A 21,865-nucleotide genomic window follows, 5' to 3' on the forward strand; every position below is an offset into this window, starting at 1 on the left:
TATGTCACTGGCAAAAGCATCTATTTGGACCGCAGGCTCTACGCTGATTAAGATCGGCGTAGGTTTGCTGGTAGTTAAACTGCTGGCGGTCACTTTTGGCCCCAGCGGCGTTGGACAGGCGGGTAACTTCCGCCAGTTAATTACGGTATTAGGCGTATTGTCGGGAGCCGGTATTTTTAACGGCGTTACCAAATATGTTGCAGAATATCATCAGCAACCGGAGCGACTACGTGCGGTATTAGGCACCTCATCGGCGATAGTGTTGGGGTTCTCTACCTTATTGGCTTTGCTGTTTTTATTTGCGGCAAAACCGGTGAGCGTGGCGCTATTTGGCCGTGCTGATTATGAGAATGTCGTACGTGCCGTCGCCTTTATTCAAATGGGTATCGCTTACGCGAACCTGTTTCTGGCTATTCTTAAAGGTTATCGCGATGCGATGGGCAACGCGCTGGCGATTATCGGCGGTAGTCTGATTGGCGTAGTGGCTTATTATATTTGCTTCCGATTTGGTGGCTATTTTGGCGCGTTAGTGGGGTTAGCATTGGTTCCTGCGTTGGTCGTCGTGCCAGCGACTTTTATTCTGGTGCGTCGCAAGACTATTCCCTTCAGCTACCTTAAACTAAGTTGGGACAAGGCGCTGGCTAGCCATTTGGGTAAGTTCACCATCATGGCGCTGATTACCTCAGTCACGCTTCCCGTCGCTTACGTGATGATGCGTAATCTGCTGGCAAAACAGTATGGCTGGGATGAAGTCGGTATTTGGCAAGGGGTAAGCAGTATTTCAGACGCCTACCTGCAGTTTATTACTGCCTCTTTTACCGTTTATTTGTTGCCGACGCTGTCGCGTTTAAAGAATAAAGCGGATATTTCCCGCGAGGTTTTACGCTCGCTGAAGTTTGTACTGCCTGTGGTTGCCGCAGCCAGCATGATGGTGTGGTTACTGCGTGATTTTGCGATTTGGCTGTTATTCTCTAAGCAGTTTACCGCGATGCGTGATTTATTTGCCTGGCAGTTAGTGGGTGACGTGCTAAAAGTAGGGTCTTATGTCTTTGGCTATTTGGTTATCGCAAAAGCCTCCCTGCGGTTTTATATTCTAGCGGAAGTTAGCCAGTTCCTGTTGTTAACCGGCTTTGCCCATTGGCTGATTCCGTTACATGGTTCTCTTGGCGCAGCCCAGGCTTATATGGCTACTTATATCGTTTATTTTGCCCTGTGTAGCTGCGTATTTGTCATTTACCGTAGATCTTCGTTACCTAGAAAAACATGAAAACCCTGATTCACGTATTGGGATCTGACATCCCGCATCATAACCAGACGGTGCTGCGCTTCTTTAACGATGTGCTTGCCGCGCGCCTGCCCGCCGAACAGGTGCGGCATTTCATGGTGGCGGCGAAAGACAGTGCCTCCTTTGCTGTTTTTGATGCTTTAGAGATTGAAACTCTGCCCAATAAAAAAGCGTTGGCTGAGGCGGTTATTGCGCGTGCGCAAGCCGATCGTAATACCCGTTTCTTTTGGCATGGACAGTTTAATGCCACGCTGTGGTTGGCTTTATTAAGTGGCAAAATTAAGCCATATCAGGTTTTCTGGCACGTTTGGGGTGCCGATCTGTATGAAGATGCAAAAAGCTGGAAATTCCGCCTGTTTTACCTGCTGCGCCGCTTGGCCCAAGGGCGAGTCGGGCACGTTTTTGCTACTCGCGGGGATTTGATTCACTATCAGCAACGTCATCCGCGCGTGCCTGCGTCTTTGCTTTATTTCCCAACGCGCATGGACCCGACGCTGACCGGCGTGCAGGTTGAGAAGCCTTTAGCCGGGCCAATGACGATTTTAGTGGGTAACTCCGGTGATACCACTAACCGGCATATCGAAGCGCTGAAATCCATTCGTCAGCAGTTTGGCGCCGATGTTCGGGTGATTTTGCCAATGGGCTATCCCGCGAACAATGATGCTTATATCGAGCAGGTGCGAACTGCGGGGCTGAAGTTATTTCCGGCAGAAAATCTACGTATTCTGACCGAACAGATTGCCTTCGATGACTATCTGAATATTCTGCGCGAATGCGACTTAGGCTATTTTATTTTCAATCGTCAGCAGGGAATCGGCACTTTGTGTCTGTTAACCCAATTTGGCGTGCCTTTTGTCCTTAGCCGTCAGAATCCGTTCTGGCAGGATTTGGCTGAGCAACATATTCCAGTGTTATTCTACGGGGATACGCTCGACGAAGCCTTGATTCGCGAAGCACAACGGCAATTGGCCGGTCTGGACAAGCAATCCATCGCTTTCTTTAATCCTAATTATATCGATGGTTGGCAGCAGGCATTAGCGCTGGCGGCGGGAGAAAACCCATGACGTTGGGGCAATTTGGCGGCTTGCTGAGCGTCTATTTGATCGCAGTGATTTTTATCCTCACGTTGACCTATCAGGAGTTCAGGCGGGTTCGCTTCAACTTTAACGTCTTCTTTTCCATGTTGTATTTGCTGACGTTTTACTTCGGTTTTCCGCTGACCTGCATGTTGGTATTTCAGTTTGATGTCGCGGTAGTTCCGGCGGACTATTTGCTGTACGCCATACTGTCGGCCACGGCGTTTTACGCCATTTACTATGTCACCTATAAAACTCGTCTGCGGAAGCCGCGAACTCAGCCACGGCGGCCGATATTTACGATGAATCGGGTTGAAACCAACCTGACTTGGATCTTATTGGCGCTGGTGGCAATTGGCACCGTGGGTATTTTCTTCCTACAGAACGGTTTCCTGTTATTTAAGCTGAATTCTTATAGCCAGATATTCTCCAGTGATGTTTCCGGTGTGGCTCTGAAGCGTTTCTTCTACTTCTTCATTCCGGCGATGTTGGTGGTGTATTTCCTTAAACAGGATATGCGGGCATGGTTCTTTTTCCTCGCCAGTACCGTCGCCTTCGGCATTCTGACCTATGTTATCGTCGGAGGAACGCGCGCCAATATCATTATCGCTTTTGCGCTGTTCCTGTTTATTGGCATTGTACGCGGTTGGATTACGCTGTGGATGCTGGTGGCAGCTGGCGTATTCGGTATTGTCGGTATGTTCTGGCTGGCGCTGAAACGCTATAGCCTAGACGTCAGTGGCGCGGAGGCGTTCTATACCTTCCTGTACTTAACGCGAGACACCTTCTCGCCGTGGGAAAATCTAGGGTTGTTACTGCAAAATTACGACAAGATAGATTTCCAGGGATTGGCACCAATAGTTCGAGATTTCTACGTGTTTATCCCAAGCTGGCTCTGGCCGGGGCGTCCTGATTTGGTACTGAATACCGCGAACTACTTCACTTGGGACGTATTGGATAACCATTCCGGGCTAGCGATTTCCCCTACGCTGATTGGTTCTCTGGTGGTTATGGGCGGCGCGTTGTTTATCCCTATCGGGGCGATTATTGTCGGGCTGATTATTAAGTGGTTTGACTGGCTATACGAGCAAGGCAAAGCGGAAACCAACCGCTACAAGGCGGCGATTCTGCAAAGCTTCTGCTTCGGGGCCGTATTTAATATGATCGTATTGGCGCGTGAAGGCTTGGATTCGTTTGTTTCCCGAGTGGTCTTCTTCTGCATTATTTTCGGCGCCTGTCTGGTGGTAGCGAAATTGCTGTATTGGTTATTCGACGTCAGCGGACTAATAACGCAACGTATTCGTCGCAGCTATACTGTGGCAAACAACGCTTCTTCTGCGGACACGACGAGTCAACTGTAAGGTTTAAGTGTAGAAATGGAACAAAAAACAGAAATACCTAAGTATAACCTGCGTGGCTTCAATATCTGGGGGTTCCGCGATATGGCTCAGGTGCTGGATTATCTGCTGGGAAATGAGCAGGTAAAAACCGGTACTTTGGTGGCGATGAACGCAGAAAAGCTGCTGAAGGCAGAAGATGACGTCGCATTGCGAACTCAGTTGAATGATGCAGAGTATCTCTACGCCGACGGCATCAGCATGGTGCGTGCGATTCGCCGTAAGTATGCCGGTGCTGAAGTGTCGCGTGTTGCAGGGGCAGATCTGTGGGAAGCCTTGATGCAGCGTGCTGGTCAGCAAGGGACGCCGGTGTTTCTGGTCGGTGGTAAGCCGGAAATCCTTGCAGAAACAGAAGAAAAACTGCGGGCGCAGTGGAATGTGAATATCGTCGGGTCACAGGATGGCTACTTTACTCCTGAACAGCGGGACGCCTTGTTCGCCCGCATTGCTGCCAGCGGCGCGGCGATTGTGACGGTGGCTATGGGATCGCCAAAACAGGAAATCTTTATGCGCGATTGCCGTCAGGTACACCCTAATGCGCTGTATATGGGCGTAGGCGGTACTTATGACGTGTTTACTGGCCATGTAAAGCGAGCGCCTAAAGTTTGGCAGAATCTAGGATTGGAATGGTTGTATCGCCTGCTGTCGCAGCCGAGCCGTATTCGTCGCCAGCTTAAATTGCTTAAATTTGTGGGCTATTACTATTCTGGACGTCTTTAACCCGCGTCAGTCGCAGGGTTGGTGAGTCCAGCCCTGCCCGTATTATCCTCCTGAGCTATTCCTCGCAAAAATACATCTCCGCCTTATCCCTTTAAGGAATAAAAAATCATTTTTATATTCCATAAGGTTTTAATTTGTTGTTTGCTTATATGATTCAGATACGGAACGATATTGGCCGGTTAATTTCCGTGACGAGTACGACAGTTTTTAAGTTGGCTCGGCACGCATTTTTCTAACCTAATTGCAGCAGACCAGCAGTTTTAGCGCTTCCTTTAGCAGGTGCTCGGCGTGAACTCAGTCGCTTTTCTCTTTTCCTGATAATTATAACAACCGGGGTTATCCGGGGGATTGAACACAACAAAATTAAGTCTATAGAGGATTTATGGCAGACAACGAAGATAAAAAAGGATTACACCGTGGGCTGGAAGCCCGGCATATCGAACTGATAGCGCTAGGTGGCACCATTGGCGTCGGGTTATTTATGGGCGCAGCCAGTACGCTGAAATGGGCAGGGCCGTCAGTGTTACTGGCATACATCATTGCCGGGTTGTTCGTATTTTTCATTATGCGTGCCATGGGCGAAATGCTCTATCTGGAGCCGGTGGCCGGTTCTTTTGCGGTTTACGCACATAAGTATCTCAGCCCGTATTTTGGCTATCTGACGGCCTGGGGCTATTGGTTTATGTGGATAGCCGTGGGGATTTCGGAGATAACCGCCATTGGCCTATACGTCAGCTTCTGGTTCCCCGAATTGCCGCAGTGGATACCGGCGATCGCCGGCGTAGTTATTGTCGCGTTGGCGAATCTGGCAGCGGTGCGGTTGTACGGTGAAATGGAGTTTTGGTTCGCGATGATCAAAGTCACCACGATTATTGTGATGATAGTGGTTGGTATCGGCGTGATCTTCTTTGGTTTTGGCAATCAGGGTCAGGCGATAGGCTTCGATAATCTGACACAGCACGGCGGCTTCTTTGCTGGTGGCTGGAAAGGTTTCCTGTTTGCGCTGTGCATTGTTGTGGCGTCCTATCAGGGCGTGGAACTGGTTGGTATCACCGCCGGTGAAGCGAAAAACCCGCAGGTCACCTTAAAACGCGCGATTAACAATATTCTGTGGCGGATTCTGATTTTCTACGTCGGGGCGATTTTCGTGATTGTCACTATTTTCCCGTGGAATGAAATCGGTTCTACCGGTAGCCCGTTCGTACTAACATTTGCCAAGATTGGTATTACCGCAGCGGCTGGGATTATCAACTTTGTGGTGTTGACCGCAGCGCTGTCCGGCTGTAACAGCGGCATGTATAGCGGTGGGCGTATGTTGTATGCCTTGGCGAAGAATCGCCAGTTGCCCGCTGTTTTGACGAAAGTTTCTGCCAGCGGCGTGCCGGTTTACTGTATCGCAGTCACTATTCTGTGTTTGCTGATCGGTTCCAGCCTCAATTACATCATTCCTAATCCTCAGCAGGTGTTTGTGTATGTCTACAGCGCCAGCGTTTTGCCGGGTATGGTACCGTGGTTTGTGGTGCTGATTAGCCAGCTGCGTTTCCGTCAGGTACATAAAGAAGCGATTAAGCAACATCCGTTTAAATCCATTATGTTCCCCTATGTGAACTATCTAACCATTGCTTTCTTGATTTGTGTGCTGGTTGGCATGGGGATTAATCCGGATACCCGCTTATCTTTATTAGTTGGGGCGATTTTCTTGGCGTTAGTATCATTGTGTTATTTCGCATTAGGGATGCATAAGAAACGCGAGTGATGACGAAACGTCTATAAAACCAGCGATAAAGGTTGGGTGAGGGGACTAAATAGCTGTCTTTTGCGGCAGAGAGAGCAAAGCGTAATCAAACGCACTATTTCTTCTAAAAAAGCACTAGACAGTTAGGCATTAAAACCGTAGTATCCTCACCCGCAACGGCGCTAAGCGCCCGTAGCTCAGCTGGATAGAGCGCTGCCCTCCGGAGGCAGAGGTCTCAGGTTCGAATCCTGTCGGGCGCACCATTAATTTTGTGTGCAAGAGCTGCGGTGGTAATATTGCCGCGTACGACGGTTGTGAGCAGTAAAGAAGTTATGGTGGCTATAGCTCAGTTGGTAGAGCCCTGGATTGTGATTCCAGTTGTCGTGGGTTCGAGTCCCATTAGCCACCCCAAATTTTTGTGGAACATGCGATGGTGGCGGAATTGGTAGACGCGCTAGCTTCAGGTGTTAGTGTCCTTACGGACGTGAGGGTTCAAGTCCCTCCCTTCGCACCACACAAACTATGTAGATTTTTTTAATATTTACATAGACATAAGTCGAAAGACTATGTAGAGTAAGCAGTAAGAAATCGGCGAGTAGCGCAGCTTGGTAGCGCAACTGGTTTGGGACCAGTGGGTCGGAGGTTCGAATCCTCTCTCGCCGACCACATTCCGAAGAAAACCCCGCAATGCGGGGTTTTTTTTCGTCTTGAATTTGTCCCTCAGCGTTAACCCTGTCTTCTTATCGCAGAGAAGAAGGTCCGCAGGCAGTCTGCTTTAACAATATTCCGCTGCTTTAATTCTCTTGTGCATCATTCAAAGAGCGAACCTCAATTAAAGGATTCATTAGGTAGCGTTTTCTTAGCGCAATGGATTCAGTTCTCCTGCCAACGCCAACGCCAACGCCAACGCCAACGCCAACGCCAACGCCAACGCCAACGCCAACGCCAACGCCAACGCGATTTATCGGCGTTGGGTTTTTGCGACAATAGATATCGCTAATGTCTCTCAATGGAGACATATAAGACAATGATAAATATGAATAAAAATTGGAATCTGTTTTTACGTCGTTTTGTAGCGACAGATCAAATCCAAACGAGATGAAACTCAGGGTCTGAAGAGGAATAAATCCGTTCTGCTTTAAAAATATTAAAAATTAATTAATTTCATAACGTTAAGTTACTTTTTGGGTTTTATTTTCAGTCGCGTTCAAGAGATTGAATAAGTTGGCACGGGAAGTGCAGTATCTCTCTTGTAGATGCTCATCCCACTTCTTATGACAGCTTAGTCTTCATAAACCCAGGGATGATGCAGAGCCAATTTTAGGGTGCCTATTGTCCACGTAAACGATGTTGAGCGGTAACCAATCCTCCTCCTTCATCACATACCGGACACAACGTTGAGTGAGGCACCAATCTGTTGACTGTAGACCTGATATTTTATGACACTTGCCTAATCGGCAAGTGTTTTTTTTTGCCGGTAGGAAAGTTTACGGTTCGACAGATAAAAGAAAGGCTCCCACAGGAGCCTGTCTCAATCACAGTAAAAGAGTTTACTCGCCGTTTTGTTTCAGCGTCAGCATTAACCCTTCACGACGCACCTGAGCCGCATCTTCTGGGCGGTGCAGTTTGTCATAAGCATCAGCCAGCCAGGCGTAATCGTAGCCGTCGGGACGCTGTTGCAGCGCAGCGCGGAAGGCTTCGCTAGCCTGTTCCCATTCACCGTGCTTCAGCATCAATTGCCCCAGTGTACTATTTAGCAACGGCGTCGCGCCGTGTTGCTTGATTTGCTGACGCAATGCTTTTTCCAAAGGATCGGGATTACCTGATTTAAGCCGTGGGATCAGCAAGATCAGTCTTTCGTCATATTGGCGTTTTAGCCCATCCAGAATCACCTGTTGCGCCACTTCGTGATCGTTACATTCAATCAGATGTTCAGCCAGAGCCACCTGCAGCGCTACATTATGGCGGATTTTGCGGTTCTGATCGTGCCACCAGCGCTTCAATCCATCGCTGCCTTCTTCGGCCATGCACTGATTCATGATGCCGATATAAGCCTGTTGCTCCAGCGCACTGATTTCAACCTCGGTGTGCAACTGTATTTTCTGCATCGCCGGTAAAATGTCCAGCAATGAGTTGAAAGCCCCGGTGCGTAGATAAGCCTGCTCCGCCAGCCTTAATACTTCAGGGTGACGTGGTGCCAGCTCCAGCAGGCGATCAACGCCGTGGCGAGCGGCGTGAATCTGCCCTTGAGCCAGTTGAATGCGTACCCGAGTGATATCGACCGGTAATTGGTCGGTATCTGCCACTTCGGCAGCTCGCTCCAGATATTGGTTGGTTCGGAACTCGTCGCCGCGTTGTTGAGCCGCCTCGGCGGCCAGCAAATAGTTAACCATTGGCTGTTCGGCGTGATCGGCGTTGCGGGTAAGCAAATGTTCAACCTGCTTAAAGTCGCCTTCGGCCAATTTGATCAGCGCGGCTTTGGTTTGCTTGCGAGCGCGGCTGCGTTTACGACCGATAAACCAGCCTCTGGTGCGAGCCCCGGTGCGGAACATTCGGCGTAATACAGATTCGATGAGATACAGCACAAAAATCAATCCAACCAGCATAATGGTCAATTTCGTGATGCTGGTTTCAATGTTGTAATCATCAGTTTGAATCAATACATAACCTTGATGACCGGCGAGCATAGGGCCAAGAATGATCCCGGCGATCAACAGCAGAAATAGCAGTAAGACTCGAATCATACTTATCCCTCCTGATTGACCGCAGGCGTTTGCGCCAGCAGGTTACGGACACGAGTTTGCATCAACTTTTCCAGTAGCGGCTGGCTTTTAAGCTGATCTGGCACGTCCATTGAGATCGATTGTTGGCTCAGGTTTTCCAGTTCATCGAGGAAAGCCTTGGTGCTCGGGTCGTTAACGTCGAAATAAGCCCGAACCCATGTTGAAATGGTTTCCAGTGACTGTTTGTACACTTCGTCCTGATGGCGCGGCACTGCCTGAGCGGCCACCAACAGGCGGGAACGAATATTTTCCCGCAGATAAATATCCTGATTCGGTGCTAACAGTGGCTCGGCGCTGCTATCGCGGCGGCGAATAGTCACGAAATCGGAGAGGAAACTGTGCCAGCTTTTGGATAAATTCTGTTTCCAATCGGAAAGGGAGCTGGACAGTTCGGTGCTGTCTTCATCCATCGGCGCATCATCAGTCATGTTATCCGCCATGCGCAAATTATCGACCTGATTAGAGAGCTGATTCAGCTTGAGAATGATGCCGTCAAAATCAATTTGGCTAACGGCAGACAGTGCGCTGATATCTTCGGTAATGGCGCGGCGTACCTCAATCAGGCTCGGATCATTCATATCTGCCAGACTAGCATCGGCGCTTTTTAATAAGGTTGCGGCGCTGAGGACGTCCTGATCGCTCCACAGTTTACGCCCCGCCATTTTCACCAGAAAATCAGCCTGAGCCAGCAGCCAGGCTTTGGCATCACTGCCGGAAATGGTAGCGACTTTCCCTTGCAATTCATCGAGCTGGCGAGCCAAAGACGCTTGCTGGCGATCAGTGGTGTCTAGTGCTTTACTTTGTTGTTGTAACAGAGCTTCAAGCTGCTGTTTTTCCTGCGATTGGCTGATTTTTAACGCAGCTAGTTGGTCTTGTAATGCCTGATTGGCGGCGACCAGCTGTTGTTTCTGTTGATGACCCTGATAATAAAGACCGGCACTCAGAATAATTGCGATGGCGATAGCAACAGCGCCGAGAATAGGCCCGCTACGCTTGTCTTTTGGTGTTTCAGCCTCTGGCTGTTGGGGCCGCTCAACCGCTGTGGTTGTTTCTTCCACTGGGGCGGATGGGGTAGTGTGTTCCGTCATATTGGGCATCCCATAGTCAGGTTTATTGTAGCGCGCGTATCAGCGCGTCATTATCGGCATTCTCAGCCACTCGAATGTCATTCCAGCCTAGTTGACTGGCAAGGGCGGCCAAACGATCGCTCACCACTATCAGGCGGCAGCGCAGCAGCCAGGAAGAACGATAGTAATCAGGAATTAAAGTATAGATCTGCTGTAACATTTCGCCGCTGGTTACGACCAGGATATCAACGCCGGCTCGCTGCCAGTGGGCGCTTTGCTCACTGCCATCGTAATAGATCGGGCTACGTTGATAACATTCGCAAAATGTGACCTTGGCGCCGCGTGCAGCTAGGCTTTCACCTAATAGCTCCCGACCACCGTTACCACGCAGCAACAGGGCTTTCTTCCCCTGTAATTCCTGCAAGTCAGGCAGTAAAAGCAGCATTTCGCTGGTTTCACCCATTGGTGGAAAGGTTACCGGTAAGCGACTCACCGTGTGCAGCGCCAATGCCGTCGAGCGACCTATAGCATAATAAGATAGCTGGGCAGGCCAGAACAGTTTATTTCTGTTTAACAGCGGGTTGGCATAGCGAATAGCGTTCTGAGATAGCGCAAAAACCAGATCGCCAGCCTGCATTTCTGCCAACATTTCCGGTAGATGAGGTAAATCTCGGCCCGGAGAGAAATCGATTAAAGGCGCATGATAGGCAACCCGACCTAGCGCTCGTAGGCGGCTGACTAACTGTTCACCGGCAGGAGAAGGGCGGGTTACCAGAATGGTCATAGTGGTGGATTATCCTGATAAACCAGCGCCAGAATGTCTTTAGCGCCGCGAGAGAGCAGCTCATCGGCCAGTTCTATGCCCATCTGTTCTGCATTGGCTGAGGGGCCGCGGCGTTCACCGCAGATCATTTGGCTACCGTCTGGCGCACCGACCAACGCGCGCAACCACAGGGTGTCATTTTCCAGCACCGCGTAGCTACCAATTGGCACCTGACAGCCCCCTTCAAGGTGGGTATTCATGGCGCGTTCGGCGCACACGCGCAGCTCGGTCTGGCGGTGATTGAGTGGCGCAAGCAGTTCGCGGGTGAGAGTATCATCCAGACGGCATTCGATACCAACAGCGCCTTGGCCGACCGCTGGCAAGGATTCTTCCGGGCTCATGGCGTAGCGGATGCGCTCTTTCAAACCAAGGCGGTTTAAACCGGCGACGGCCAGAATAATGGCGTCGTAGTCGCCTTGATCTAGTTTTGACAAACGAGTGCCAACGTTGCCGCGTAAATCTTTGACGATCAGATCCGGACGACGTTGACGTAGCTGACACTGACGGCGCAGGCTAGAAGTACCCACCACGCTGCCTGCCGGTAATTCATCCATATGCTGGTAATTATTCGAGACAAAAGCATCTCGTGGGTCGTCACGCTCACAAATAGTGACTAGCCCCAACCCTTCGGGAAAGGCGATCGGCACGTCTTTCATCGAATGCACAGCGATATCGGCTCGGCCTTCCAGCAACGCCAGCTCCAGCTCTTTTACAAACAGGCCTTTGCCGCCCACTTTAGCCAAAGGAGTATCAAGGATAATGTCCCCGCGGGTCACCATCGGAACCAGCTCCACCTGTAGCCCCGGATGACAGGCTTGCAGCCGCTGCTGTACATAATGTGCTTGCCACAATGCCAATGGGCTTTGCCGCGTGGCAATTCGAATAATTTTGTCTAACATGCTCATTACCGTTTTTATATTTAGCTAACCATCCTAACACCGAGAAGGGAAAACTGTCAGTGTAGAAGCCACAGGATTCAAGCGGATAACCGTACAAGAAAGACGCTATGGTAACAAATGGGCGGCTGGATAGGGTGGCTGGGTAAGTATTAGAATGGCGCATATAGCTTTACTTTCTTTACGGTCAATCGGCAAGGTGTTAGATTGATCACGTTTCCAGCAATAATTCGTTAAATATTCTTCTAAACTAAAGGCGAATCGGGAACACGGGTTTTTTTCTAGGCACTGGAACAATCAGGCGAGACGTCTTGTACCTCTACATCGAGACACTGAAACAGCGACTGGATGCGATCAACCAATTACGAGTCGATCGCGCCTTGGCGGCCATGGGGCCAGCCTTCCAAAAGGTCTACAGTCTGCTGCCAACCTTATTACATTATCATCACCCACTGATGCCAGGTTACCTTGATGGTAACGTTCCCCACGGCGTCTGCTTCTTCACGCCTACGGAAACCCAACAACAGTATATTACTGAAGTTGAAAGTAAATGGGGTGAGCCGCTGCAATTAGCGCGGGAAGGCGAACTGCCGCTCACCGGCGTTTACACCATGGGCAGTACCTCTTCTATTGGCCAAAGTAGCACTTCGGATTTGGACATTTGGGTGTGCCACCAAGCCTGGCTGGATACCGAAGAACGCAATCAGCTACAGCAAAAATGCAGCCAATTGGAGAAATGGGCGGCCTCTATGGGCGTCGAAGTCAGCTTCTTCCTGATCGACGAAAACCGTTTCCGCCACAATGCCAGCGGCAGTTTAGGCGGTGAAGACTGCGGTTCTACGCAACATATTCTGTTATTGGACGAGTTCTACCGCAGCGCTGTGCGCCTGGCGGGGAAACGTATTTTGTGGAATATGGTGCCGATAGAAGAAGAAGGCCACTATGACGATTACGTGCTTTCTTTATATGCCCAAGGAGCGCTGACGCCAAATGAATGGCTGGATCTCGGCGGCCTGAGCACGCTATCGGCTGAAGAGTATTTCGGCGCTAGCCTGTGGCAGCTCTATAAGAGTATTGATTCCCCCTATAAAGCCGTCTTGAAAACCCTGCTGTTGGAGGCTTATTCGTGGGAATACCCGAATTCGCAGCTGCTAGCGATGGAAATCAAGCAGCGTCTGCATAAAGGCGAGATTGTATCATTCGGTCTGGATGGCTACTGCATGATGCTGGATCGCGTCACGCGTTATCTGACGCAAATCGAGGATACTACTCGTCTGGATTTAGTCCGCCGCTGTTTCTATCTGAAAGTCTGCGAAAAGCTGTCTAAAACACCGGCCAGTAGCGGTTGGCGTCGGGAGATACTGAGCCAGCTGGTTAGTGAGTGGGGCTGGAGCGAAGAGCGTCTGGAAATGCTGGACAATCGCGCCAACTGGAAAATTGAGCGGGTGCGTGAAGCGCATAACGAGCTGTTGGATGCGATGATGCAGAGTTATCGCAATCTGATCCGTTTCGCGCGTCGTAATAATCTGAGCGTAAGTGCAAGTCCGCAAGATATCGGAGTATTGACCCGTAAACTCTATGCGGCCTTTGAGGCGTTACCGGGTAAAGTTACGTTAGTTAACCCGCAAATCTCGCCGGATCTATCCGAAGAACATTTGACCTTTATCCACGTACCGGCAGGACGCGCTAACCGGCCCGGCTGGTATTTGTATAATCAGGCTCCGTCTATGGATGCCATAGTGAGCCATCAGCCGCTGGAATATAACCGCTATCTGAATAAACTGGTGGCCTGGGCTTATTTCAACGGATTACTGACGTCAAAAACGCATTTACATATTAAAAGTGCCAATTTGTGCGATACGGTAAAACTGCAAGAACTGGTGACGGATGTTTCTCACCATTTCCCATTGCGTTTGCCTGCGCCGACGCCGAAAGCGCTGTACAGCCCGTGCGAAATCCGCCATCTGGCGATCATCGTCAATCTGGAAAATGATCCTACGGCTGCTTTCCGCAACCAGATTGTGCATTTTGATTTCCGAAAACTGGACGTATTCAGCTTCGGTGAGCAACAGCAGTGTCTGGTGGGCAGCATCGATTTGCTGTATCGCAACTCGTGGAACGAAGTACGAACCCTGCATTTCAGCGGCGAACAGGCGGTATTGGAAGCGTTGAAAACCATTTTAGGCAAAATGCATCAGGACGCCGCACCACCGGAATCCGTTGATGTATTCTGCTACAGCCAGCATTTACGCGGGCTGATTCGTACCCGTATTCAACAATTGGTATCCGAATGCATCGAGCTGCGTCTTTCCAGCACTCGTCAGGAACCGGGTCGCTTTAAAGCGGTACGCGTCGCCGGGCAGACTTGGGGATTGTTCTTCGAGCGTCTAAGTGTGTCGGTGCAGAAACTGGAGAATGCGGTGGAATTCTACGGCGCCATTTCCAATAACAAGCTGCATGGCTTGTCGATTCAGGTAGAAACCGATCAAATTCATTTACCGCCAGTTGTCGACGGATTCGCCAGTGAAGGAATTATTCAGTTCTTTTTTGAAGGCACCAGCGACGGGAAAGGCTTCAATATCTACATTCTCGACGAGAGCAATAGAGTTGAGGTTTACCATCATTGCGAAGGCAGTAAGGAGGAGTTGGTGCGTGATGTCAGCCGCTTCTACTCGTCGTCTCACGATCGTTTTACCTACGGCTCCAGCTTTATTAACTTTAACCTGCCGCAGTTCTATCAGATTGTGCAGTTAGACGGGCGCACTCAGGTGATTCCGTTCCGCAGCACCACGCTTTCTCATCTGTGTCATAACGCGACGGAAAAAGAGTCTTCCACGCCGCCGCAACAGTTTCAGCTGCACTAGTTAGCGATAAACGTCATGGGTAAACCGGAAATCAGGACACGCTGTTTTGTGTCCTTTTACCGATTCTTACTGGCTGGCGCTGGAATAACGGTTAGTCGAAGCTAACCTCTTCACCGGCTTGAGCCGTGGCAGCTTCAGAAAGCAGCGTATAGAAAGTTTTCCCGCTGCGATCGCAGTGCCATTCATTTTCCCGATAGTTAAAGTGGTAACCACCGGTTTTGGTTGCCAGCCAAACCTGATGAAAGGGTTCCTGGCGATTAATCACAATTTTGCTGCCGTTCTCGAAAGTCAGGGTCAAAACGCCCCCGTTAGTTTCACAGTCTATATCGCTGTCGCCCTCAAAATTATCCACTGCATTTTCAATGTTTGACATCAATTGATCGGCTAACTGGTGGAACTCGCTGTCGTTCATATTCAATTCCTATTGCTTTTCATGATCCACCTGCGATTATAGAGACCTTGGACGCATGAATTACAGGCATTAATGCAATGAAAAGAGAACTACGCTGGCCGCTGGTCGCCATGATGTTGGTAGGGCTATCCGGTTGTGGCTTAAAAGGGCCACTTTATTTCCCTCCTGCGGAAAAATCAAAGACAGAAACTGTACAGCCAGATTCCGGCAAAGTGCAGAAAAATCAAGAAGATAATGTTGGCTCGCAGCAGACTCAGTCTATCGGCGGCTTACAGTAACCCAGATTCTCCCCGTAGTTTGACGTCGGCCTCCCGCTGTTGGAGGCCAGATGCTTACTGCGATAAATCGCTTTATCGCGTCCGGATTTCGCCAGTAGTCAGTGGAGCATGATATGCAGTTCTCCAAAATGCACGGTCTTGGCAACGACTTTATGGTTGTCGATGCCGTCACACAGAATGTTTATTTTTCGCCGGAGCTTATCCGACGACTGGCTGACCGGCACACTGGCGTGGGCTTTGATCAGATGCTGGTGGTTGAACCGCCTTACGATCCTGAGCTGGATTTCCACTATCGCATTTTTAATGCGGACGGCAGCGAAGTGTCTCAATGTGGTAACGGTGCCCGCTGTTTCGCTCGTTTCGTGCGGATTAAGGGGCTGACCAACAAGCGTGATATTCGCGTCAGTACGCAAACTGGGCGTATGGTGCTTAGCGTGACTGAGGATGAGCTGGTGTGTGTCAATATGGGGGAACCTAACTTTGAGCCGCAGGCGATTCCGTTTAAAGCGATAAAAGCTGAAAAAACCTACATTTTGCGGGCGGCAGAACACACGGTGCTGTGCGGGGTGGTTTCGATGGGAAATCCCCACTGTGTACTGCAAGTGGACGATGTTTCGGTTGCCAACGTTGAGTTGCTGGGGCCAGTATTGGAAAATCATGAGCGTTTTCCTGAGCGTGCCAACATTGGCTTTATGCAGGTTGTCAGCCGGGAACACATTCGTTTACGGGTCTACGAACGCGGTGCGGGAGAAACGCAAGCCTGCGGCAGCGGAGCCTGTGCGGCTGTGGCAGTAGGAATTCAGCAGGCATTGCTGAGTGAAGAGGTTCACGTCGAGCTACCGGGTGGCAGCCTGGATATCAGCTGGAAAGGACCGGGCCACCCGTTGTATATGACCGGGCCTGCAACCCACGTCTACGACGGTTTTATTCATTTATGATGGGTGTTAAAGAATGAAGAGTTATGAGGAACAGGCGCTGGCTGGCATTGAGTTAGACGACGACACTGTCATGCAGTATTTATTGCAAAATCCCGACTTCTTTATCCGTAATGCCCGTTTGGTTGAACAGATGCAAATTCCCCATCCGGTTAGAGGTAGCGTGTCTCTGGTCGAGTGGCAACTGGCTCGTCAACGTAATCAGATTCATCAACTGGAAGAAGAAATTACTCTATTGATGGAGCAGGCCGGTCTGAATGAGTTGCTGTTTAACCGACTTTTACAGTTACAAACCACTCTGACCGCCGCCGAAAGCCTGCAAGATATGCTAAATCGCCTACAGCGCTGGGCGCGGGAGTTTGGGTTGGCGGGAGCCAATGTGCGCTTGTTCAACGACCGCTGGCATATTGGCGCGCCTTCCGATTTCACTCATCTGGGTTTATCGCGCCACGCTTTTGAACCGATGCGCATTCAGCGTTTGGGGGATGAGCGTCATTACCTCGGCAGCCTGAATGGGCCAGAGCTTTTGCTGCTGTTGCCTCAGGCTAAACAGGTCGGTTCGGTTGCGATGTCCCTGATGGGCGCGAATGGCGATCTGGGCGTGGTTATCTTTAGTAGCCGCGATACACAACATTATCAGCAGGGTATGGGTACGGTAATGTTGCATCAGTTAGCGCTGATGTTGCCTGCCTTGTTGGAGCGCTGGATCGAACGCGTATGAGTGATATTCCCGCTACGCTCTCGCCGTCCGTTGAAGCCTTCTTGCGTTATCTGAAGGTTGAACGACAACTGAGTCCCTTAACCATAACCAGTTATTCTCGACAGCTACAGGCGGTGATGGAACTGGCGGGTCAAATGGGGCTGAGCCAGTGGGAGAGCCTGGATGCGGCGCAGGTACGTTCGCTGGTTTCCCGCAGCAAGCGTGCCGGATTACAGTCTTCCAGCCTAGCGCTGCGCCTGTCGGCATTACGCAGTTTTCTCGATTGGTTAGTCAGCCAGGGCGTGTTGCACGCCAATCCGGCCAAAGGCGTCAGTACGCCGAGGGCGGGGCGCCATCTGCCCAAAAATATTGATGTGGATGAAGTCAGTCGACTGTTGGACATCGATCTTAACGATCCTTTGGCTGTGCGGGATCGGGCGATGCTGGAAGTCATGTACGGCGCGGGTTTACGTTTAGCCGAACTGGTGGGAATGGATTGCAAACATGTGGATTTGGCCAGCGGCGAAATCTGGGTGATGGGCAAAGGTAGCAAAGAACGCAAAGTACCGATGGGCGCTACGGCGGTGACTTGGTTACAGCATTGGCTAGCGCTACGGGAATTATTTGAACCCGCGGATGACGCCATTTTCCTCGCCAATACCGGTAAGCGTATTTCTGCGCGCAATGTACAAAAACGCTTTGCCGAATGGGGTATAAAACAAGGCGTTACCAGCCATATTCATCCCCATAAACTGCGCCACTCTTTCGCCACTCATATGCTGGAATCCAGCGGCGATCTGCGCGCGGTGCAGGAATTACTCGGTCATGCCAATCTGACGACCACTCAAATTTATACCCATCTCGACTTTCAACATTTGGCAACGGTGTATGATGCCGCCCATCCGCGAGCCAAACGAGGCAAATCCTGATGCATTTTTACCGACCATTACAGCCGATCGCGGCTATTACCTTCGATTTGGACGATACCCTGTACGACAACCGCCCGGTGATTACCCGTACCGAACAGGAGTCGATGGCGTTTTTGCAACAGTATCACCCGAATTTACGCCAGTTTGAGGTGGCGGATTTTCATCGTTTTCGCACTGAACTGCTGGCCAGCGATCCAGATATTTATCACGATGTTACCCAGTGGCGTTGGCTGGCGTTGGAGTTAGGTCTTGTTCGTCATGGCCTGACCAAAGATGAGGCCCGTAAAGGTGCTGATGCGGTGATGGAGAATTTCGCCCTGTGGCGTAGCCGTATTTATGTGCCTGCGGCGACTCACGATACGCTGGAGGCCTTGTCAGAACGCTTCCCGCTGGTGGCTATCACAAACGGTAACGCCGATCCTGCCGCCTGCGGTTTAAGCCGATATTTCCAGTTTGTGCTGCGCTCTGGCCCCAATGGCCGTGCCAAACCTTATCGTGATATGTACCAAAAGGCGGCCAATAAGCTGGATTTGCCGCTGGAAAGTATTTTGCACGTGGGTGACGATCTCACTACTGACGTCGCGGGTTCCCTGCGCTGCGGCATGCAGGCCTGCTGGATTAACGATCGGCAGAAAAATATTATGGCGGTCAATGATGCCCGTTTACTGCCACATATTGAGATTTCGCAGTTGGCATCCCTGACAGCATTGTTATAATCCTATCAATTACTCTGTATAAATTCCCAGTGGAATGCTGATGGTCGTCCGGTCAACCCGGGCGACAGCGCGGTTTTCCCTTACCCGATAAACGGTGCCTATGGACGTTTCTGATCTGCTCGACAGCCTGAATGAAAAACAACGCGAAGCCGTGGCCGCGCCGCGCTGCAACCTGTTGGTACTGGCCGGTGCGGGCAGTGGTAAAACCCGGGTGCTGGTGCATCGAATTGCCTGGCTACTCTCCGTTGAGAATGCTTCACCTTATTCCATTATTGCCGTGACCTTCACCAATAAAGCGGCGGCGGAGATGCGTCACCGTATCGAACATTTGATTGGTACCAGCCAGGGCGGAATGTGGATTGGGACTTTCCACGGGTTGGCGCATCGTTTATTGCGGGCGCACCATTTGGATGCCAATCTGCCGCAGGACTTTCAGATCCTCGACAGCGATGATCAGCATCGGTTACTGAAACGTATCGTTAAGGCATTGAATCTCGACGAGAAGCAGTGGCCGCCACGTCAGGCAATGTGGTACATCAACGGTAAGAAAGACGAAGGTTTACGTCCGCAGCACGTAGAAAGCTACGGTAATCCGGTAGAAGCCACCTGGCTGCGTATTTATCAGGCCTATCAGGAAGCCTGCGATCGCGCCGGTCTGGTTGATTTTGCTGAGTTATTACTGCGTGCTCATGAACTGTGGCTGAATAAACCGCATATTCTGAATCATTATCGTGAACGCTTTACCAATATTCTGGTGGATGAGTTTCAGGATACCAACAGCATCCAATATGCATGGATTCGCCTGTTGGCGGGCGATCGTTCGAACGTAATGATTGTCGGCGATGACGATCAGTCGATTTACGGCTGGCGTGGCGCGCAGGTTGAGAATATTCAACGCTTCCTGAAGGATTTCCCCGGCGCGGAAACCATCCGTTTGGAGCAGAATTACCGTTCTACCAGTAATATTTTGAAAGCGGCGAATACCCTGATTGCCAACAATGATGGCCGAATGGGGAAAAATCTGTGGACCGACGGCGTGGAAGGCGATCCGATTTCGATCTATTGCGCTTTTAACGAATTGGACGAAGCGCGCTTTGTGGTGAACCGGATTAAAGCTTGGCAGGACAACGGCGGTGCGTTAAACGACTGCGCTATTTTATACCGTAGCAACGCCCAATCCCGCGTATTGGAAGAGGCTTTACTGCAAACGGCGATGCCGTACCGCATTTATGGCGGTCAGCGCTTCTTCGAACGTCAGGAAATCAAAGATTCATTGGCTTATCTGCGCTTAATTTCCAATCGCAACGATGACGCGGCTTTTGAGCGTGTGGTCAATACGCCAACTCGCGGTATCGGCGATCGTACTCTGGATGTTGTGCGCCAGACCGCGCGGGATCGTCAGCTTACGCTGTGGCAATCCACTCGAGCGCTATTGCAGGAAAAAGTGCTGGCGGGGCGCGCGGCCTCTGCTTTACAGCGTTTTGTGGAACTGGTGGATTCACTGGCTCATGAAACCGCCGATATGCCGCTGCACGTGCAAACCGACCGCGTGATCCGCGATTCCGGCCTGTGGACCATGTATGAGCAGGAAAAGGGCGAGAAAGGTCAGGCTCGTATCGAAAACCTTGAGGAACTGGTCAACGCCACGCGTCAGTACAGTTATCAGGACGAGGATGAAGATCTGATGCCATTGCAGGCGTTCTTGTCCCACGCCGCGCTGGAAGCTGGGGAAGGGCAGGCGGACGCCTATCAGGATGCGGTACAGTTAATGACGCTACATTCTGCTAAAGGGTTGGAATTCCCTCAGGTATTCATTGTCGGTATGGAAGAGGGCATGTTCCCGAGCCAAATGTCGCTGGATGAAGGTGGGCGCTTAGAAGAAGAGCGGCGTCTGGCCTATGTAGGCCTAACCCGTGCGATGCAAAAATTGACCTTATGCTATGCGGAAAGCCGCAGACTGTATGGTAAAGAAGTCAATCATCGCCCATCCCGCTTTATCGGCGAGCTGCCGCAGGAATGTATCGAAGAAGTCAGACTACGCGCCAGCGTTTCTCGTCCGGTCAATCATCGCCGTATGGGGACGCCAATGAATGAAAACGACAGCGGTTTCACTCTGGGTCAGCGAGTTCGTCATCCTAAATTTGGTGAAGGTACGGTGGTGAATCTGGAAGGCAGCGGTGAGCACAGCCGACTGCAAATTGCTTTTCCAGGCGAAGGGATTAAATGGCTGGTTGCAGCTTATGCGAGACTAGAAGCGGTATAAGTCATTCTACGCGGTGATAGCATAAAAAACCGGAGTTAATGATAACGCCGGTTTTTTTACATCATTTTTAAATTAATTTACATCAAATGGTTAAGCGGAATAACGTTCGCCGACCGTGTTCGTTTGATACCAAGCCAGCATATTGGCGACTTCTGGTTCACCCTCCGCCGGTGACCAAGGCGCGAAATCTTCGGCGTGGACTGGCTGATAGGGGCCGAGTTTCACCTCAAAAATCACTGCATTTTCTTCCATAGACAGCACTGCGTGCCAGGTATTGGCGGGAATCTCCAGAATGGCCGCTTCTTTTCCCAGTAATACTCGCTCTGTCACTTCGCCATGATCGTTGAATAGCAGCACCACAAAATGTCCGGACAGGGCAGTTAATACTTCCCAGGTATGTGGATGACGATGTGGGCGTACGTAGGTTAGTGGCTCCATGGCAATCGCCAGACGCTGGACGGAATCGCTCAGTTCCGGGTGAAAATTATGATGAGTGCGCAAACGGCTTAGTTGTCTAGCCTGTTCGCTCATTTGTGCCAGCATAGGTTGAGTGATTTGTTTCATTTACCATTATTCCAGTTAAGGCGTAGCGCCCAATGTAGCCGAAGCGGAAGGCAGATATAAGTTAGAGTGATTAGCCTAAGGCTGCCGTTTATCATCTGTTTACGCTGGCAACAATATTTGCCAGAAAATAGGAAGAATCTCAGGCTGCGACTAACTGTGGCGTAGCGGTTGACAGCCTTTTTCTTCTCAGCGTAACATGCGCGCACTATTCTTAATGAGGACATTCGCCTTGGACACACCCAGTAGATGCTGGCTCAATAACCTGTTCATATGGTGCAACTTCTAAGGCTATCCTCTTTTGCTGATAGCCTTCGTGGTTGTCAGCGACCTCGTTTGACCGTCGCTGTGAGTCAGATCTCCTTATGGTCTGAAACTTGCTGATGTAACGACATCCCCTTGTTTCTGTGCTTCAATGCGTAATC

General features: G+C 50.6%; 20 protein-coding genes and 4 tRNA genes. 16 read left to right on the forward strand and 8 right to left on the reverse strand.

Annotation, left to right across the window (positions count from 1 at the left end; genetic code table 11):
* Nucleotide 1: 1 nt before the first annotated feature.
* The 9 genes from wzxE to AD970_RS15110 all read left to right on the forward strand — a co-directional run bounded on the left by wzxE (nt 2) and on the right by AD970_RS15110 (nt 6,879).
* A complete protein-coding gene (wzxE, locus tag AD970_RS15070) occupies nt 2-1,267 on the forward strand; it encodes a lipid III flippase WzxE (protein WP_049600776.1) in 1,266 nt (421 codons plus the stop codon).
* A complete protein-coding gene (locus AD970_RS15075; protein WP_049600779.1) occupies nt 1,264-2,349 on the forward strand; it encodes a TDP-N-acetylfucosamine:lipid II N-acetylfucosaminyltransferase in 1,086 nt (361 codons plus the stop codon). Before wzxE ends, AD970_RS15075 begins: the two co-directional genes overlap by 4 nt.
* The gene (wzyE, locus tag AD970_RS15080; RefSeq protein WP_049600781.1) at nt 2,346-3,722 is read left to right on the forward strand and encodes an ECA oligosaccharide polymerase; all 1,377 of its coding nucleotides are present in this window, start codon (nt 2,346-2,348) and stop codon (nt 3,720-3,722) included. The genes AD970_RS15075 and wzyE overlap by 4 nt, the downstream gene beginning before the upstream one ends.
* A 15-nt stretch (nt 3,723-3,737) precedes the next feature.
* Complete coding sequence (gene wecG / locus AD970_RS15085) at nt 3,738-4,478, forward strand: lipopolysaccharide N-acetylmannosaminouronosyltransferase (protein ID WP_049600783.1); 741 nt, start codon at nt 3,738-3,740, stop codon at nt 4,476-4,478.
* Nucleotides 4,479-4,860: 382 nt separating this feature from the next.
* The gene (thrP, locus tag AD970_RS15090; RefSeq protein WP_049600786.1) at nt 4,861-6,234 is read left to right on the forward strand and encodes a bifunctional threonine/serine APC transporter ThrP; all 1,374 of its coding nucleotides are present in this window, start codon (nt 4,861-4,863) and stop codon (nt 6,232-6,234) included.
* Between the two features lie 165 nt (nt 6,235-6,399).
* Nucleotides 6,400-6,476: transfer RNA gene (locus AD970_RS15095), tRNA-Arg, on the forward strand.
* A 72-nt stretch (nt 6,477-6,548) separates the two neighbouring features.
* Nucleotides 6,549-6,624, forward strand: a tRNA-His gene (locus AD970_RS15100).
* A 16-nt stretch (nt 6,625-6,640) separates the two neighbouring features.
* Nucleotides 6,641-6,727 (forward strand) — tRNA-Leu (locus tag AD970_RS15105).
* 75 nt (nt 6,728-6,802) lie between these two features.
* Nucleotides 6,803-6,879, forward strand: a tRNA-Pro gene (locus AD970_RS15110).
* Nucleotides 6,880-7,007: 128 nt separating this feature from the next.
* Here the strand turns inward: AD970_RS15110 and AD970_RS19710 are convergent.
* From AD970_RS19710 to AD970_RS20600, 6 genes are all read right to left on the reverse strand, one after another.
* Nucleotides 7,008-7,232, reverse strand: coding sequence for a hypothetical protein (locus tag AD970_RS19710; protein WP_072080668.1), 225 nt, complete (start codon nt 7,230-7,232; stop codon nt 7,008-7,010).
* Nucleotides 7,233-7,763: 531 nt separating this feature from the next.
* Entirely contained in the window at nt 7,764-8,957 is a 1,194-nt protein-coding gene (hemY, locus tag AD970_RS15115; RefSeq protein WP_049600789.1) for a protoheme IX biogenesis protein HemY, read from the reverse strand.
* Between the two features lie 2 nt (nt 8,958-8,959).
* Nucleotides 8,960-10,084: a uroporphyrinogen-III C-methyltransferase gene (gene hemX, locus AD970_RS15120; RefSeq protein WP_049600792.1), complete on the reverse strand. Its 1,125-nt coding sequence runs from the start codon at nt 10,082-10,084 to the stop codon at nt 8,960-8,962.
* Nucleotides 10,085-10,106: 22 nt separating this feature from the next.
* Nucleotides 10,107-10,847: a uroporphyrinogen-III synthase gene (gene hemD / locus AD970_RS15125; RefSeq protein ID WP_049600794.1), complete on the reverse strand. Its 741-nt coding sequence runs from the start codon at nt 10,845-10,847 to the stop codon at nt 10,107-10,109.
* Nucleotides 10,844-11,785 carry a hydroxymethylbilane synthase gene (gene hemC, locus AD970_RS15130; RefSeq protein WP_049600798.1) on the reverse strand — a complete coding sequence of 314 codons (942 nt, stop codon included), beginning with the start codon at nt 11,783-11,785 and terminating at the stop codon, nt 10,844-10,846. The genes hemD and hemC overlap by 4 nt, the downstream gene beginning before the upstream one ends.
* A 105-nt stretch (nt 11,786-11,890) precedes the next feature.
* Nucleotides 11,891-12,079, reverse strand: a complete 189-nt coding sequence (locus AD970_RS20600; protein ID WP_072080669.1) for a hypothetical protein — start codon at nt 12,077-12,079, stop codon at nt 11,891-11,893.
* A 14-nt stretch (nt 12,080-12,093) separates the two neighbouring features.
* Here AD970_RS20600 and AD970_RS15135 point away from each other — a divergent pair, with 14 nt between their 5' ends.
* A complete protein-coding gene (locus AD970_RS15135; protein ID WP_049600801.1) occupies nt 12,094-14,646 on the forward strand; it encodes a class I adenylate cyclase in 2,553 nt (850 codons plus the stop codon).
* Between the two features lie 91 nt (nt 14,647-14,737).
* Here the strand turns inward: AD970_RS15135 and cyaY are convergent, their stop codons facing one another.
* Nucleotides 14,738-15,058 (reverse strand): iron donor protein CyaY, encoded by a 321-nt coding sequence (cyaY, locus tag AD970_RS15140; RefSeq protein ID WP_049600804.1) that lies wholly within the window; start codon nt 15,056-15,058, stop codon nt 14,738-14,740.
* 77 nt (nt 15,059-15,135) lie between these two features.
* Here cyaY and lptM point away from each other — a divergent pair, with 77 nt between their 5' ends.
* From lptM to uvrD, 6 genes are all read left to right on the forward strand, one after another.
* Nucleotides 15,136-15,336, forward strand: coding sequence for an LPS translocon maturation chaperone LptM (gene lptM / locus AD970_RS15145; protein ID WP_049600807.1), 201 nt, complete (start codon nt 15,136-15,138; stop codon nt 15,334-15,336).
* A 113-nt stretch (nt 15,337-15,449) separates the two neighbouring features.
* Nucleotides 15,450-16,274 (forward strand): diaminopimelate epimerase, encoded by an 825-nt coding sequence (dapF, locus tag AD970_RS15150; protein ID WP_049600810.1) that lies wholly within the window; start codon nt 15,450-15,452, stop codon nt 16,272-16,274.
* Nucleotides 16,275-16,287: 13 nt separating this feature from the next.
* Complete coding sequence (locus tag AD970_RS15155; RefSeq protein WP_049600812.1) at nt 16,288-16,992, forward strand: DUF484 domain-containing protein; 705 nt, start codon at nt 16,288-16,290, stop codon at nt 16,990-16,992.
* Complete coding sequence (gene xerC, locus AD970_RS15160) at nt 16,989-17,900, forward strand: tyrosine recombinase XerC (protein WP_049600814.1); 912 nt, start codon at nt 16,989-16,991, stop codon at nt 17,898-17,900. The genes AD970_RS15155 and xerC overlap by 4 nt, the downstream gene beginning before the upstream one ends.
* Nucleotides 17,900-18,616 (forward strand): 5-amino-6-(5-phospho-D-ribitylamino)uracil phosphatase YigB, encoded by a 717-nt coding sequence (yigB, locus tag AD970_RS15165; RefSeq protein WP_049600817.1) that lies wholly within the window; start codon nt 17,900-17,902, stop codon nt 18,614-18,616. Before xerC ends, yigB begins: the two co-directional genes overlap by 1 nt.
* 100 nt (nt 18,617-18,716) lie before the next feature.
* Nucleotides 18,717-20,879, forward strand: a complete 2,163-nt coding sequence (gene uvrD / locus AD970_RS15170) for a DNA helicase II (protein ID WP_049600820.1) — start codon at nt 18,717-18,719, stop codon at nt 20,877-20,879.
* A gap of 90 nt (nt 20,880-20,969) precedes the next feature.
* Here the strand turns inward: uvrD and AD970_RS15175 are convergent, their stop codons facing one another.
* Nucleotides 20,970-21,443 (reverse strand): WbuC family cupin fold metalloprotein, encoded by a 474-nt coding sequence (locus AD970_RS15175; protein WP_049600823.1) that lies wholly within the window; start codon nt 21,441-21,443, stop codon nt 20,970-20,972.
* Nucleotides 21,444-21,865: the final 422 nt, after the last annotated feature.

Origin of the sequence: Yersinia nurmii (genome assembly GCF_001112925.1) — a bacterium.
Classification (GTDB): domain Bacteria; phylum Pseudomonadota; class Gammaproteobacteria; order Enterobacterales; family Enterobacteriaceae; genus Yersinia; species Yersinia nurmii.

Bases quoted from the DNA above. Each gene is read 5' to 3' on its own strand.
- wzyE (WP_049600781.1), top strand. From the start codon at position 2,346: ATGACGTTGGGGCAATTTGGCGGCTTGCTGAGCGTCTATTTGATCGCA.
- AD970_RS15075 (WP_049600779.1), top strand. From the start codon at position 1,264: ATGAAAACCCTGATTCACGTATTGGGATCTGACATCCCGCATCATAAC.
- hemY (WP_049600789.1), bottom strand. From the start codon at position 8,957: ATGATTCGAGTCTTACTGCTATTTCTGCTGTTGATCGCCGGGATCATT.
- cyaY (WP_049600804.1), bottom strand. From the start codon at position 15,058: ATGAACGACAGCGAGTTCCACCAGTTAGCCGATCAATTGATGTCAAAC.
- hemD (WP_049600794.1), bottom strand. From the start codon at position 10,847: ATGACCATTCTGGTAACCCGCCCTTCTCCTGCCGGTGAACAGTTAGTC.
- dapF (WP_049600810.1), top strand. From the start codon at position 15,450: ATGCAGTTCTCCAAAATGCACGGTCTTGGCAACGACTTTATGGTTGTC.
- AD970_RS15155 (WP_049600812.1), top strand. From the start codon at position 16,288: ATGAAGAGTTATGAGGAACAGGCGCTGGCTGGCATTGAGTTAGACGAC.
- hemC (WP_049600798.1), bottom strand. From the start codon at position 11,785: ATGTTAGACAAAATTATTCGAATTGCCACGCGGCAAAGCCCATTGGCA.
- wzxE (WP_049600776.1), top strand. From the start codon at position 2: ATGTCACTGGCAAAAGCATCTATTTGGACCGCAGGCTCTACGCTGATT.
- uvrD (WP_049600820.1), top strand. From the start codon at position 18,717: ATGGACGTTTCTGATCTGCTCGACAGCCTGAATGAAAAACAACGCGAA.
- AD970_RS15175 (WP_049600823.1), bottom strand. From the start codon at position 21,443: ATGAAACAAATCACTCAACCTATGCTGGCACAAATGAGCGAACAGGCT.
- thrP (WP_049600786.1), top strand. From the start codon at position 4,861: ATGGCAGACAACGAAGATAAAAAAGGATTACACCGTGGGCTGGAAGCC.
- AD970_RS19710 (WP_072080668.1), bottom strand. From the start codon at position 7,232: ATGTCTCCATTGAGAGACATTAGCGATATCTATTGTCGCAAAAACCCA.
- lptM (WP_049600807.1), top strand. From the start codon at position 15,136: ATGAAAAGAGAACTACGCTGGCCGCTGGTCGCCATGATGTTGGTAGGG.
- wecG (WP_049600783.1), top strand. From the start codon at position 3,738: ATGGAACAAAAAACAGAAATACCTAAGTATAACCTGCGTGGCTTCAAT.
- yigB (WP_049600817.1), top strand. From the start codon at position 17,900: ATGCATTTTTACCGACCATTACAGCCGATCGCGGCTATTACCTTCGAT.
- xerC (WP_049600814.1), top strand. From the start codon at position 16,989: ATGAGTGATATTCCCGCTACGCTCTCGCCGTCCGTTGAAGCCTTCTTG.
- hemX (WP_049600792.1), bottom strand. From the start codon at position 10,084: ATGACGGAACACACTACCCCATCCGCCCCAGTGGAAGAAACAACCACA.